The 13,084-nt window shown below is 48.9% G+C and carries 14 protein-coding genes; 11 read left to right on the top strand and 3 right to left on the bottom strand.

Features of this window, described 5'->3' with window-relative positions; all coding sequences use genetic code 11:
- Positions 1–18 precede the first annotated feature (18 nt).
- From K6J72_RS03970 to K6J72_RS08355, 6 genes are all read left to right on the top strand, one after another.
- Positions 19–699 carry an outer membrane beta-barrel protein gene (locus tag K6J72_RS03970; RefSeq protein ID WP_221280919.1) on the top strand — a complete coding sequence of 227 codons (681 nt, stop codon included), beginning with the start codon at positions 19–21 and terminating at the stop codon, positions 697–699.
- A gap of 1 nt (position 700) precedes the next feature.
- Positions 701–2,764: a GumC domain-containing protein gene (locus tag K6J72_RS03965; protein ID WP_221280910.1), complete on the top strand. Its 2,064-nt coding sequence runs from the start codon at positions 701–703 to the stop codon at positions 2,762–2,764.
- Positions 2,706–3,320 (top strand): outer membrane beta-barrel protein, encoded by a 615-nt coding sequence (locus K6J72_RS03960; protein WP_221280908.1) that lies wholly within the window; start codon positions 2,706–2,708, stop codon positions 3,318–3,320. Before K6J72_RS03965 ends, K6J72_RS03960 begins: the two co-directional genes overlap by 59 nt.
- A gap of 144 nt (positions 3,321–3,464) precedes the next feature.
- Positions 3,465–4,835, top strand: coding sequence for an outer membrane beta-barrel protein (locus tag K6J72_RS03955; protein ID WP_221280905.1), 1,371 nt, complete (start codon positions 3,465–3,467; stop codon positions 4,833–4,835).
- A 33-nt stretch (positions 4,836–4,868) separates the two neighbouring features.
- On the top strand, positions 4,869–6,788 hold the full coding sequence (locus tag K6J72_RS08360; RefSeq protein WP_260320681.1) for a flagellar protein FlgN: 1,920 nt from the start codon (positions 4,869–4,871) through the stop codon (positions 6,786–6,788).
- Positions 6,779–7,264, top strand: coding sequence for a hypothetical protein (locus tag K6J72_RS08355; RefSeq protein WP_260320680.1), 486 nt, complete (start codon positions 6,779–6,781; stop codon positions 7,262–7,264). Before K6J72_RS08360 ends, K6J72_RS08355 begins: the two co-directional genes overlap by 10 nt.
- Here the strand turns inward: K6J72_RS08355 and K6J72_RS03945 are convergent, their stop codons facing one another.
- Positions 7,265–7,450, bottom strand: coding sequence for a hypothetical protein (locus K6J72_RS03945; RefSeq protein WP_221280903.1), 186 nt, complete (start codon positions 7,448–7,450; stop codon positions 7,265–7,267). It lies immediately after the preceding gene.
- A gap of 49 nt (positions 7,451–7,499) precedes the next feature.
- Positions 7,500–8,072 (bottom strand): DedA family protein, encoded by a 573-nt coding sequence (locus K6J72_RS03940; RefSeq protein WP_221280901.1) that lies wholly within the window; start codon positions 8,070–8,072, stop codon positions 7,500–7,502.
- Positions 8,073–8,133: 61 nt separating this feature from the next.
- Between K6J72_RS03940 and K6J72_RS03935 the strand changes: the two genes are divergently transcribed.
- From K6J72_RS03935 to K6J72_RS03925, 3 genes are read left to right on the top strand one after another with little or no spacing between them, the layout of a single operon-like run.
- Entirely contained in the window at positions 8,134–8,946 is an 813-nt protein-coding gene (locus K6J72_RS03935; RefSeq protein WP_221280900.1) for a flagellar hook-basal body protein, read from the top strand.
- A gap of 10 nt (positions 8,947–8,956) precedes the next feature.
- Positions 8,957–9,592, top strand: coding sequence for an outer membrane protein (locus K6J72_RS03930; RefSeq protein WP_221280898.1), 636 nt, complete (start codon positions 8,957–8,959; stop codon positions 9,590–9,592).
- Positions 9,593–9,600: 8 nt separating this feature from the next.
- The gene (locus tag K6J72_RS03925; protein ID WP_221280896.1) at positions 9,601–10,053 is read left to right on the top strand and encodes a DUF4149 domain-containing protein; all 453 of its coding nucleotides are present in this window, start codon (positions 9,601–9,603) and stop codon (positions 10,051–10,053) included.
- Here K6J72_RS03925 and fliP read toward each other — a convergent pair.
- Positions 10,037–10,765 (bottom strand): flagellar type III secretion system pore protein FliP, encoded by a 729-nt coding sequence (gene fliP / locus K6J72_RS03920; RefSeq protein WP_260320696.1) that lies wholly within the window; start codon positions 10,763–10,765, stop codon positions 10,037–10,039. The two genes, K6J72_RS03925 and fliP, sit on opposite strands and share 17 nt — an antisense overlap.
- A gap of 98 nt (positions 10,766–10,863) precedes the next feature.
- Here fliP and glmU point away from each other — a divergent pair, with 98 nt between their 5' ends.
- Positions 10,864–12,189 (top strand): bifunctional UDP-N-acetylglucosamine diphosphorylase/glucosamine-1-phosphate N-acetyltransferase GlmU, encoded by a 1,326-nt coding sequence (gene glmU / locus K6J72_RS03915; protein ID WP_221280892.1) that lies wholly within the window; start codon positions 10,864–10,866, stop codon positions 12,187–12,189.
- Between the two features lie 212 nt (positions 12,190–12,401).
- The gene (locus K6J72_RS03910) at positions 12,402–13,082 is read left to right on the top strand and encodes a F0F1 ATP synthase subunit A (RefSeq protein WP_221280889.1); all 681 of its coding nucleotides are present in this window, start codon (positions 12,402–12,404) and stop codon (positions 13,080–13,082) included.
- The last annotated feature ends 2 nt before the right edge of the window (positions 13,083–13,084 follow it).

The following is a 13,084-nucleotide window of genomic DNA, read 5'->3' as shown; positions in this document are numbered from 1 at the left end:
TTGTTTTAAGGAGACCTGATGCGCCCTAGGCATGCCTTTTTGTCTTTGCTGGTGTGTGTGCCCTTGGGTGCGCACCCCACCGCTCACTACCTCAATGGCCCCTTTTTCGCCTTTGGCATGGGTGTGGGGGAGGGGCGTTTGGCCAACCGCATTTTAGACACGACACACAATTTTTCGTCTAACTCTGTATTTTTGGGCATGCAAACCAAATGGGGGGAGCAAAATTACTTCACCCCCTTTATTGGTGTGGGCTATTACGGTTACTTCTCTTACCGCTATTTATACATGGACCAATGGGCGAAAACCACGAGCGAGGCCAACAACATCGACCGCTACCAAGTGGGCTTTGGGGCGAATTTATTGCTTAACTTTTACAGCAAGATTGTCAAAACAAAGAGCAAACACGCTAAAATCCGGACTTTTGGGATGTTTGGCGGGCTTTTGGCGGTGGCTAACATTTGGACTTTATACTTCAACAACAACACCCCCTATATCCGCAACAACGCCAACATCGATGCGGTTTTTGGCCTGCACATGCGCTTTAACCGCATCAAAATCAGCCTAGGAGTACACATGCCTATTGCCAACGAAACAAAGTACATCAAGTTGCCCGCGGGCAACCAGCAGTTTAGCATGTTTGAAATTGTCAACAACTACAAGAGTTCCGAACTCTTTTTAAACTTCACCCATCTGTTTTAGCGTGCTGAGAATTTGGCTCTTTTTTCTGTGCTTTGTGGGTTTAAGTGCCCACCCTTTTGCCTCCTATTTAGACGGGCCTTTTGTGTCCTTTGGCATGGATATGGGCGGGGGCAGCATCGCGCACGAATACTTTTACGACCCCCCCATCAACGCCGTGAAACAACAAGCCTACCAAACCAAACTCAAAGCCTATCAAGAAGCCATCGCCAAAATTAAAGCCAACCAAACCCAAACCATCAACACCCTGAAGACCATCGCTGGGCAATTAGCCAACTTGACCCCCACTTCCACCCAAGCCACCACCCTACTTGCCAAGCTCAACGCCCTCAATACAGACAACCAAACCCCCGCCGCGATTCAAAAAAGCGTGGAACAATACCTCGCCTATTTGCAAAAAATCGTGGCAGAGTATGGGGACAACAACCAAGAGCGCATCAATGAGGCCCAAAACGCCCTCAACCAATACAGCGCGTCGATCAACAAGTATAAAGATGCCACCAATGGTCAACCCAACAGTCAAGATTTACAAATTTTGCAAAACGCGATCAACACTCTTGAGAGTTACAACACACAAATCAGCGATGTCGCCCATAAAATCAACCAATCAAGAGCTTCAAAAGGCCTAGCTCCCATCACCTTCACCCCCCTGCCTCTGCCCACCCCGCTAAACGCCAATGGGAGCAATATAGGCAGTCTAAGCCAAGCACAAATCAAAATGGCCTTAAATGGCCTTAGCAACGAATTAGGGGCGGTGATCTCTAGTGTGGGCACGAACATCGAAAGCTTGCAAGCGGGCAACCAAGAAATCGCCGTGGAAAATGCCGCCAAACTTTCACAACTGCAGGCCGAAAAAAACGCCGCCACAAACCAAGCCCTCAAACAGATCATTGGGATTTCTCAGATGGTGGGGCGGGCGTTCCACAATGTGTGGGTGAACTACGCTGATGGGCAAGTCTTTGGGGTCAACAACGCCGATGTCAACGGGCATGCCACGGTCAATGGTAGGCAATTAAACATTAACATCAGCGATGGCAAATACACCTACAATGGCAAGCAATACGACTACATCAACAACGCCTATAACTGCGTGTTTGTCCCCATTTTACGCTCCAATGGGCAATATGGTGGCTATGTTTCTAATAATTGCAGTGCTAATCAAATCACCGTCCCTAAGCAACTTCAAGATTTGGGCTTAAGTGCTTACAACATTTGGAATACCCTTTTTGATGTGTCTTATTTGCAAAAAGAAATCCCGGCTTTGCTCAACTCCAATTGTGCGGGGGGTCAACACAGTCTTGGGGGTTGCGCCTCTAATGGCAAGTCTACGATCAGCACACAGACAGCCCAACAAGACATGAACACCTTTTTTAATGTGCTGAACAATTATTTGGGCAATGGGGAGCGCAAAGCTCAAGTTACGGGCATAGACGGCAAACAGACAGAACAAACCATCTCGGCTTACAGCTTTGATGGCAATTTTGAGAACTCTAAAATTTACGAGCTTTTGCAGGCGGACTTAAACAACCCCAACACAACAGAAGGCATCGCAGCCGCTTTAAGCCTAATGCAGGGCTACCAGCAAGGCGTTAAAAATATGTTGAGTGCCTTCCAGCAAGACCCCGTGTGGATCATGAGCACCCTACAAAATGGGGACACCCAAAACAATGGCAGTGCAGCCCCTAATGTCCAGTATTGCTGGCAAGCTGCGGGGGGCAATGCGGGTTTGAGCTTCCCCTTTAACAACGGGGTTTACAACAGAATGTGTGGGGCCAACACCGGTTGGTCAAATGCGATTTTTGTGGGCTTTTTTGGTTTCACCCCAAGCTCCCAAAAGAGCGCAGAAAACCAAATCGACAGCTCTACACAAGCCTACGAAACCGCCATTTCAGACCTACAGCAAGCCAATAAAAACCTAGCGGATTTTAAACCCACCCAAACTTTCCCCATCCCCCCTTCACCTCGCCCCCACCCGTACCCTAAAAACCCAAGCCCACCGCCCCCTACCTTTGCGCCCCATCATCAGCACCAGCCCCGCCCCCATGCCCACCATCAGTGTCCCCAATAAGCCCGTTTTGACCTTTGCATCTGGCAACCTGCGGGCAAATTCCCTACAACTAGGCATGCAGACTGAAGGGGGGTATCAAAAGTACTTCACGCCCTTTTTTGGGGTGTCTACTTATGGCTACCTAGCCTACCGCTACCTGTATATGGGGCGTGCGATGAGCGAGCAGACAAACCTAAACGGGCTGAATCGCTACAGCTTAGGCTTTGGGGCAAATCTTTTGACCAACTTCTACAGCAAGATTAGAAAATCTAAAATCGGGCGTGTGAAAATCCAAACTTATGGCTTCTTTGCCGGACTTTTGGCTCTAGGCAATATGTGGAACGCCTACATTTTACAAGCTCCCATGCAAACCCGCTTTAACTTAAATGTCGATGGGGTCTTTGGCCTCAGTGTGCGGATCAACCGCTTTAAATGGAGCTTGGGTGTACATGTGCCTTTGGTGGGGCAAACCCAAACGATCAAAGCCGTGAGCAAAGAGGGCCTGCGCGAAGAACTGCAACTCATCGACAACTACAAAAGCTCCCAACTCTTTTTAAACTTCACACAAATTTTTTAACCCCCTCTCCACCTCCTTTTGCGATTTTCAATAGAATAGAATAGATATAAGGCGTACTTTATGTTGCTAATGGTAGCATGGGGCGTGTGTTTCCCTTTGTTTTTTATGATGGTTTTCTAAAGTATTCAGCATTTGGAGAGTCCGATGACAAAGAGAGTTGTGGTGTGGCTGTTGCTCTCTCTTGTGCCAGCGCAAGCCCACCCCTACGCCTCCTACTTAGACGGCGTGTTTCTCTCCTTTGGCATGGGTTTGGGCGGGGGCAGTGTCTTAGAAACAGGTTGCGATGTACCTGAAACCGATGCTGGAAAAATGCAAGCCTACAATGCCAAGATGGCTGCTTATAACGATCTCAAAACTGCGTTGCAACAAAACCAAGTCCAAACGGTGGCTAAACTCAAAAGTCTGATGAACGCCCTCTCAAGTCTTGAACCCAGTTCCCAAGCGTTAAAGCTGTTGGCCAATGATCCAGCAAGCGGGAGTGTGAGCACCTACCAACAATATCTAAACCAAATCCTTGAAAACTACGAAAACGCCAACCAACAGATCATCAACAATGCCCAAAATAGCGTTACCGGTTACAAAAGCGCCCTGGACACCACCACCACACAAAACCAACAAAGCTTAACCGAGGCCATCAATATTTTCAATAATGTGAACACCCAAATCGCTAAGACCGATCAGAGTCTAAAAATCCCCTACACCCCAATGACTCTGCCCTCTCCTCTCACCCCTAACACCAATGTCTCTAGCATGACCCCTACACAAGTGTATAGTGCCTTGCAGGCCTTAAAACAAACAATAGACCAAGCCTTTGCCACCGTCAATCAACAAATCCAAACTTTAAACCCTAAAATTCCATCTCTGACCCCCCCCAGCATTTCTATTGCCACTCTCCCCACAGCCCCCCAAATCAGCTCCAATGCGGCCGCTTTGCCTAGTGTCGCCGCTCCCCAAAAACCCCTAATGGCCATCACCAATACGGGCCTGCAATCTAAATCTTTACAACTAGGTGTCCAAACGCAAGTGGGGTATCAAAAATACTTCAACTCCTTTTTTGGTGTTGCCTATTACGGCTATTTAGGCTACCGCTACCTCTACATGAGCTCCTTTATCAAAGACTCGAGTGGAGTCGATAATGTGGATCGCTACCAGGTGGGCTTTGGGGCCAACATGCTCTTTAATCTCTACAGCAAAATCAAAAAGACAAGGGCTAAGCGCCCTAAAATCCAAGCTTATGGGCTTTTTGGAGGGCTCTTGGGCATGGTCGACATTTGGAGTGCGAGCTTTTCCGGAAGCAACACGGCTTACATCCGCAACAATGTCAACATCAATGCTGTCTTTGGTTTGAGCCTGCGCGTGGATCAATTCAAATGGAGCATAGGCATCCACATGCCCTTGATCAACCAAATGCGCAATGTGAGCGCACCTATCGATACAGGAGGGTTTGAATCGTTAAAAATTGTGGACAATTACAAAAGTTCTGCGCTTTTCATGGACTTTACGGAGATATTTTAGGATTCAAATAGTGTTCTTCAAGAAGATAAAAATATGAAGCGACTCAGGCTGATCTATTTTCTCTGCTCCCTCATCGCCCATGCACATCCTTATTCTTCCTATTTAGACGGGGCGTTTTTCTCCTTTGGCATGGATGCAGGCGGGGGCAATGTTTTAGAGAGCAGCCACACCCAACCCAGCAGCGACATCCAAAAAATCAACGCTTACCACGAAGAGCTCAAAGACTACCAAAATGCCATGAACACTTTGCAGGCCAACAAGACTCAAACCATGCAGACCTTGCAAACCCTGCTGCAAGATTTACAAAATCTCAACTTGCCCTCCTCTGCTAGCCTCATCGCACAAATCCAAACAGCGATCCGCACCCAAAACATAGAGAGTGTGTCTGGCATCGCCGATAGTGTAGCCGCCTACCAGCAATACTTAGAGAAAATCATCAGTGGCTATGAGAGCCAAAACCAAGCCCTAGTTAACCAAGCCCAACAAGAAATTGCCCAATATAAAAAAGAACTTTCACAGGCCAATAGCCAAAACAAGCAGGCCCTAGAAAATGCGATCAACACCTTTAATTCCTTCAACCAACAAATTAAGAGTGCTGCTAACGCTTTAGGCATTACCTACACGCCCCTAAGCCTACCCCCTCCGCTCAATTCTAACAGCAATATTTCTTCCCTTACCCCCCAACAAGCCAGCAATGCCCTGCAGGCTCTAGCCGATGAAGTCAACCAAATTGCCTCCATTGTGGGCGGGGACATTAGTAAACTAGGGCAAGCTAGCCAAAAGATCGCCATTGACTACTTAAACCAATCCAACACGCTTAAAAACGATGAAAGCAGTGCCGTTACAAATGCTTTAAACCAAATTGTTGGCATCACCCAGACCGTAGGGCGGGCTTTCCATAACCAATGGGTCAATTACGCCAATGGACAGACCTTTTTTCTCAACAACGCCTCCATTGCTAAAGAGGGATATATCAATGCGGGCGACACCTGTGTGTTTGACATCATCATCAATAACCAAGCAAGTAGTATCCACCATTGTGGCTACGAGGGGGGGACAACTGGTGTGCTAAATAGCTTTACAAGTGCGGCAAGCAAATACGGCCTAACCCCTCAAGAAATTTGGAACACCCTTTTTAATGTCGCTGAGCTCAAAAAAAATGTCTACATCGGCCCTTCTAACTGCTCTAGAGGGGATTGTAGCGGTGTAAACCCCAAAACAGCCATAGCGGGCATGCAGAACTTTTTTAACTTTATGAATGGCTATGTGGGGGCAGCTAATTTTGCGGGTAATTTCACCAACTCTAAACTATACAGCTCCATTGACAACGATCTCATGGCTGGTGATTTTAGCCCTGTTACCAACTTTGTCGATGCCTATGTCAAGACTTTTGTGCCCGACATGCTCCAAACCTTTGTGCTCAACCCGGTGTGGTTGATGAGTTTAGTGCCCGGGGCACACACATACAATGGACCCCCTGCGACCCCTTCGGCTTCTCAAAAAAATGAAGTGGTTTCCAAGTGGAATAGCCCCAATGTAAAATACTGCTACGATTCGCCAGCCATTGGTTTGGATTTTTCACAGGGCTATGCGGTGTGTGGGTATAACTGGTGGGCGCAGGCGATGTTTATGGGTTATTTTGGGTATTTAACCAACCAGACTGGCGCGCTAGAGAGTATCCTCACAAATCAGCTTGCCACAGTAACAAGCGCAATCACAGCCGCCAGCAACGCCACCAATGCCTACAACACCTTTAAAGCCAAAAACCCCCAACCCTCTAATCCCGACTACAAAGTCCCCACACTACCCAATCCCCCAATCCCCAAACCTGTCCCTGCTCCTCCCATACCCCACATCAGCACCAACGCCACGCCCCTGCCCACAGTCAATAAGCCCCAACCCCCCTGCTCACTTTCACCACGAAAAACCTACAGGAAAGCTCGGTGCAGCTAGGCTTACAAGCCCAAGGGGGGTATCAAAAGTACTTCAACTCCTTCATCGGCATGGCTTACTACAGCTATTTTGGGTTTCGCTACCTCTATATGGGTGTGGACAGCAATAGTCTGTCTGATTTAAACCGCTACAACTTGGGAATCGGAGGTAACCTGCTCTTTAATCTTTACAGCAAGATTAAAAAACCCAAAGTGGGGCACGCCAAAATCCAAGCCTATGGGCTTTTTGCAGGGTTGTTAGGGATCGTCAATTTTTGGAACGCGAACTTCATCGGAGGCTCGCTGACGTGCCACAACGCCAACCTAGATGCCGTCTTCGGTCTTAGCATACGCGTGGATAAATTTAAATGGAGTCTAGGCGTACACATCCCCCTCATCGATGAAATACGCACCATAGGCTCCGGGGGCAATAGTCTGACACTCATGGACAACTACAAAAGCGCGGATCTATTCATGAACTTCACCACCTTTTTTTAATCACTCCACCTGCTTGGGTTCACCCGTATTGGGGCACTCATCTTGTGGAGCTGTTTGCGCTAGCCCTTTATGTGTAGAGGGCTTGTTGCCCGCACAACCCACCGCTTTTTGGCCACTTGCGGCGCAACCCATACCCAATAAAGCCACGCAAACACCCACTAACCAAAAAAACCCATTCTTTTTCATGCAAACTCCTTAAAAGATGCCATTGTATGCTTTTGGGAATAACCATGCACTAACGATGTGGTTTTTTGGAAATCTGCGCAATCCACAGCCACAGCCCCACCAAGCTGGCGATGAAACACACAGGCAAAAGGTAAGAGTAGGCATTGTCCTTTTCCAAAGAGCTGCGCACCCAGTTGCTGGCGTGGTAGGAGATCTCCCCTAGGCTTAAAGCCCACAGCACACAAGAGAGCGCATTGAGCCACACAAACTGCCTAAAAGAAAACTTGCTAAGGCCTATGGCCAAAGGGACTAAGGTTTTCACCCCATAAATGTATTTATTAAAGAAAATCAGCCACGCCCCGTATTTGTGTATCCACAAATGCACCAGAGCAAGTTTGCGGCGGTGTTTGTGTAAATAGCCCCTAACTTCCTGCTTTTGCGTGCGCCCAAGCCACACCAACAAACAACTGCCTACAAAATTCCCCAGCCCCGCCACAAGCATGGTTTTAACAATATCCATATGCCCCGTGGCGCTTAGGATTGCCGCCAGCACAAGCCCGATATACCCGCTCCCAAACGAATAGACAAAGAGAAACAAATATCCCCACGAGTCGAACAAAGCCTGAAAATGTGCTAAATCCACCGCAGTCCTTCGCTTAAATATTTCTAGGGTATAATAGCACAAAGTCCATAGGGAGTTTTTCATGACAAATGGTTATTATGCAGCCACAGGGGGCATGGTTACGGAGTTTAACCGCTTAGACCAAATCTCCAACAACCTAGCCAACTTAAACACCGCCGGCTTTAAGCGCGATGATGTGGTCGTGGGCGATTTTTTGCGGCTTTACCAAAACTACCGCGACAAACTGCCCCTACCCGATCAAACCAAACAAGCCGCCAAGTACCTAAACCGCAATCTAGATCGCGTGCCCATCATTGTGGAGAGATACACGGACTACAGCCTAGGGCCCATGCAAAAGACGGACAACGAGCTAGACTTTGCCCTAAGCGATCCCAACGCCTACTTTGCAGTGCAAACCCCGCAGGGCATCGCCTTTACCAGAGATGGGAGCTTTACGATCGATGCACAAGGGTTTTTGAGCACCAAAGAGGGTTACCATGTCTTGAGCCGTGGGGGATTAGAAAATGGGGCGGGGATACAAATGCTCCCGGGGGCAAGTGTGAGCGTGTCGCCAAATGGGGACATGTTCTTTAGACAGGGGGCGAGGAAGTGCCCGGGGGCCTTAGCGGTCGTGGGCTTTCAAAGCCAAAAACTCTTAAAAAAAATAGGTGACAATCTCTACACCTACCCGCAGGACAAAATGGAGGAGCGCATCGAATTAAACGCCCCCGTTGTCCGCCAACACTTCCTGGAAAAGAGCAATGTCAACGCCGTGATTGAAATGACCCGCTTAATTGAAGCCAACCGCCTAGTGGACATGTACTCTAAAGTGCTAAGAACCCACATGGATGACATGCACGCCGAGGCCATCAGCAAGCTGGCAGCAAGGGCATAAGGGGGCATTTATGGAGTTTTCTAAGAAGTTTCTACCCCTTGTCTTTTTGGCTTGTGGAGGGGCTTTAAGCGCAGAGCAAAGCGCGTTTTTCATCGGCGGCGTGTATGAAGTGGGCGGCTCGACCTTTAAGGCGCGCATCGATGGCAAAAACCCCAACAATGTTAACCGCACTGCCATCACGCAGGGCGTGGGGGCACGGGTCGGGTACAACCTACTCTTTGGACAGAAGGGTTATGTCGGTTTGCGTTTCTATGGTTTTTACAACTGGGGTTTAACTAACTTTGGTAAGGTGGTGTGGAATAAAAATGCGAACTTTGGCAAAAACACCTTTAACTTGTCCGGCTATGGAGTGGGGGCAGATTTACTCGTTAACCTGTTCAATGGCGAAAAGTCCAACTTAGGGATTTTTGGCGGTGTGGCTGTGGGGGGCAACACATGGTCAGCGGTGCACGGGAGCGGAGCAACTCGCTTTCAGTGGATGGTCAATGTGGGCGTTAGGGCGGTCATCGCCAGACACAGTGCCTTTGAAGTGGGCGTGAAAATCCCCATGCTGGCAACCCATGTGCCAAACCCTGTGTTTGATGGCATTAATTTGTCCTTAAAACGGGATTGGGCATTCACCGCCGCTTATTACTTCTTGTTCTAATTGTTCTAATGCTCAGCTTGTGGCGTGTGTTGGTGTTGCTGGCTTTGGGTGTGGGTGTGGGCGTGGTGCTCTTTTCTGGGGCGTGTGTCGCCCCCATTCTCTTTAAAACCCCCGAGATTTTAGACCAACACAATGCAGGGGTGCTGATGGGGCGCATTTTTGTGCGGGGCAACTTCCTTTTAAACGCGCTGGGGTGTGTGCTCATCTTAGACTCTTTGGTGCTGTGGGCGGTGCACAAGTCGGGCTTGCGCTTTTTTCATCTAGCAGGGGTGGCACTCATCGGCCTGTTTAGCTTCTACTACACCCCCTACATTTTAAATGCCCAAGCCACAAACGCCACCGCCACCCCCGAGTTTGCTGCCATGCACGCCCAAAGTGAAATTTTATTTAAAGCTTTGTTTGGCTTGCTCTTGATCTCGTTCATTTGGCGGACACTTTTAAAACCTAAGAGAGGTGTTTAAAGCTGGCCACTAAATTCTCCACCAAGAGGTTAAAGCCGTCCACTAAAATAAACACTAGGATTTTAAAGGGCAAAGAGATCATCACGGGGGGGAGCATCATCATCCCCATCGCCATCAAAATGGAGCTCACGACCATGTCAATGACCAAAAAAGGTAGATAGAGCAAAAAGCCGATTTGGAACCCGGTTTTTAGCTCGCTGATCATAAAGGCGGGTACCAGCACGGTTAAAGGGACAGCGCTGGGGTTTTTGGGGTTTTCTAAGTGGCGGATTCTAAAGAACAGGGCTAAATCCTTCTCACGGGTGTTTTGTAGCATGAACTCTTTGAAGGGCACGATGCCCACTTCAAAAGCTTCAGTGTAAGAAATCTTTTCGGCTAAATAGGGCTTGATAGCGGTGTCGTAACTCTTTTTGGCGGCGGGCTCCATGATAAAAAAGGTCAAAATCAACGCCAAAGACACCAAAATTTGCGTGGGGGGGGTTTGTTGTGTGCCTAGGGCGGTGCGTAAAAAGGAAAACACCACAATCAGGCGGATAAAGCTGGTCATCACCAAAATTAAAGAGGGCGCGAGCACTAGGAGCGTGAGTACCAACACCACATTTAGGGTCGTTACCAACTGCGTGGGCGTGTGTGGGGCACTGAGCGACAAATTGATCGTGGGGATCACAGGGTCTTTAAGTGTGGCCCCTAGCAACACACAAGAGGCAAGCACAGCCCAAGAGAAGAAAAAACGCAAGGAAAGCCCCTTTGTGTGGGATAAACTTTTGAGTATAATAGGCTTGTTTTTAAAATTGCCTAAAAAGGGAACAAATGGCGGTGTCGGTTGTGATCTTAGCGGCGGGCAAGGGTACACGCATGCGCTCTAAATTGCCTAAAGTCTTGCATAAAATTTGCGGTCAAGAAATGTTGGTGCATGTGTTGGAAGCGGCGTTTGGCTTAAGCGAGGATGTGCATGTCATTTTGCACCACGAACACGAGCTGATCGCTAAGGCCATCAACGCCCATTTTAAGGACAAAACCCAAATCCATTTACAAAATGTAGAGCAATACCCCGGCACGGGGGGGGCTTTAATGCAAGGGGGCGGTGGGGGCGTTGCACCCACTCCCATTAAAACCGCCTATAACCGCCTCTTAGTGCTCAACGCCGACATGCCCTTAGTGTCTAAAGAAGCTTTAATGCCCTTTGCAGAAAGCGAGGAGTCCAACGCTTTGGGGGTCTTTAGCCTAGAGCATAAAAGCGGGTATGGGCGGGTGTGTTTAGCGGACAAACAAGTCAGTGCCATTGTGGAGGAAAAAGACGCAAGCCCTGAGATTTTGGCCCTAGACACCCTTAATGCGGGGGTGTATCTTTTCAACCAAGAGTTCTTGCAGGAGTTCTTGCCCAAGTTAGACAAGAACAACGCCCAAGCCGAGTATTACCTAACCCAACTTGTGGGGCTAGGGGTGCAAAAGGGCGTGCGCTTTGCCCCCATTTTTGTCAATGCCCACGACTTTTTAGGGGTCAACTCACAGAGCGAGTTGGCCGCCGCCGAGTCTAAAATGCTAGACAAGTTGAGAGAACAAGCCATGCAAGCGGGGGTGTGTATGCACATGCCCCACACCATTTACTTAGAAAAGGGCGTGCGCTTCGGGGCGGACTGTGTGCTCGAACAGGGAGTGCATTTAGCTGGAGATTGTCGCTTGCAAGGGGCGCACATCAGAGCGCACAGCGTGATCGAATCGAGCCACATTACAAACAGCAGCATAGGTCCGCTCGCCCACATCCGTCCAAATTCTAAGATCATAGACAGCCATGTCGGCAACTTTGTGGAAACCAAAAACGCCCACTTAAGCGGTGTGAAAGCGGGGCATTTAAGCTACTTAGGCGATTGCACGATTGAGGGTGGCACTAATGTCGGGGCGGGGGTCATCACTTGTAATTATGATGGCAAGGGCAAGCACCACACGCACATCGGGCAAAATGTCTTCATCGGCAGCGACAGCCAACTTGTCGCCCCCTTAAGCATCCCCGACAATGTGCTGATCGGCGCGGGCAGCACGATCACAGAGCCCATGCAAGAGGGAGATTTGGTCCTTGTGCGCCCTCCACAAGTTTCTATTCCCAAGGGGTATTTTAAATTTTTCCAAAAACCCTAGTTGCCCCTTGGGCTCTCAAAGCCCCTCAAATCCCCCACAGACAACACTGACAACCCCCACCGCCCCTAAAACCGCCCCAAAGCCTACCCATAAAAGTTTCCCAAAACACACTACAGCCCCAAAACCACACAGCAAAAAACCCGTCTTTTTTGCCCTCAACATTTTGCCATTTTAGAGGAGTTGTAGTATAATAAGGCTTTTTTGGAGAGGATATGGAGCATCGGGTTTTCACTTTTGCGGGTTTAATCAGCCATAACCACGATTTCATCATCGGGTTTTACGCCGTCTTTTGCGCCTTGTGCACGCTTGTCATCAGCAAAATGGCGGTGAAAAAGTTGCAAATCGTGCCTATGGGGCTACAAAATGTCTATGAGGCCATCGTGGAAGGGATTTTACATGTGGCCAAGGATGTCATCGGCGAGGAACTCGCCCGTAAATACTTCCCCCTAACCGGCACGATCGCGCTCTTTGTCTTTTATTGCAACATGATAGGCATCATCCCCGGCTTTGAAGCCCCCACGGCAAATTGGAGCTTCACGCTGGTTTTAGCCCTGATTGTCTTCATTTACTACCACTTTGAGGGCATCCGCAATCAAGGGGTCGTCCCCTACTTCAAGCACTTCTTGGGCCCCGTCAAATGGCTCATGCCCATCATGTTCCCCGTAGAAATCATCTCCCACTTCTCCCGCATCATTTCGCTCTCTTTCCGTCTGTTTGGCAACATCAAGGGCGATGACATGTTCTTGCTCATCATGCTCTTGCTCGTACCTTGGGCGATCCCCGTTGCGCCTTTTATGGTGCTCTTCTTTATGGGGATTTTACAGGCCTTTGTGTTCATGATTTTGACCTATGTCTATTTGGCGGGGGCGGTTTTAGTGGACGAGAGTCACTAGCC

The organism is Helicobacter sp. NHP19-003, assembly GCF_019703305.1.
GTDB classification, from domain to species: Bacteria; Campylobacterota; Campylobacteria; order Campylobacterales; family Helicobacteraceae; genus Helicobacter; species Helicobacter gastrocanis.
The sequence above is the reverse complement of the archived record's forward strand: the minus strand, read 5'-3'. Positions and strand labels throughout refer to the sequence as shown.

Bases quoted from the DNA above. Each gene is read 5' to 3' on its own strand.
- K6J72_RS03970 (WP_221280919.1), top strand. From the start codon at position 19: ATGCGCCCTAGGCATGCCTTTTTGTCTTTGCTGGTGTGTGTGCCCTTG.
- K6J72_RS03955 (WP_221280905.1), top strand. From the start codon at position 3,465: ATGACAAAGAGAGTTGTGGTGTGGCTGTTGCTCTCTCTTGTGCCAGCG.
- K6J72_RS08360 (WP_260320681.1), top strand. From the start codon at position 4,869: ATGAAGCGACTCAGGCTGATCTATTTTCTCTGCTCCCTCATCGCCCAT.
- K6J72_RS03945 (WP_221280903.1), bottom strand. From the start codon at position 7,450: ATGAAAAAGAATGGGTTTTTTTGGTTAGTGGGTGTTTGCGTGGCTTTA.
- K6J72_RS03935 (WP_221280900.1), top strand. From the start codon at position 8,134: ATGACAAATGGTTATTATGCAGCCACAGGGGGCATGGTTACGGAGTTT.
- K6J72_RS03930 (WP_221280898.1), top strand. From the start codon at position 8,957: ATGGAGTTTTCTAAGAAGTTTCTACCCCTTGTCTTTTTGGCTTGTGGA.
- K6J72_RS03925 (WP_221280896.1), top strand. From the start codon at position 9,601: ATGCTCAGCTTGTGGCGTGTGTTGGTGTTGCTGGCTTTGGGTGTGGGT.
- glmU (WP_221280892.1), top strand. From the start codon at position 10,864: ATGGCGGTGTCGGTTGTGATCTTAGCGGCGGGCAAGGGTACACGCATG.
- K6J72_RS03910 (WP_221280889.1), top strand. From the start codon at position 12,402: ATGGAGCATCGGGTTTTCACTTTTGCGGGTTTAATCAGCCATAACCAC.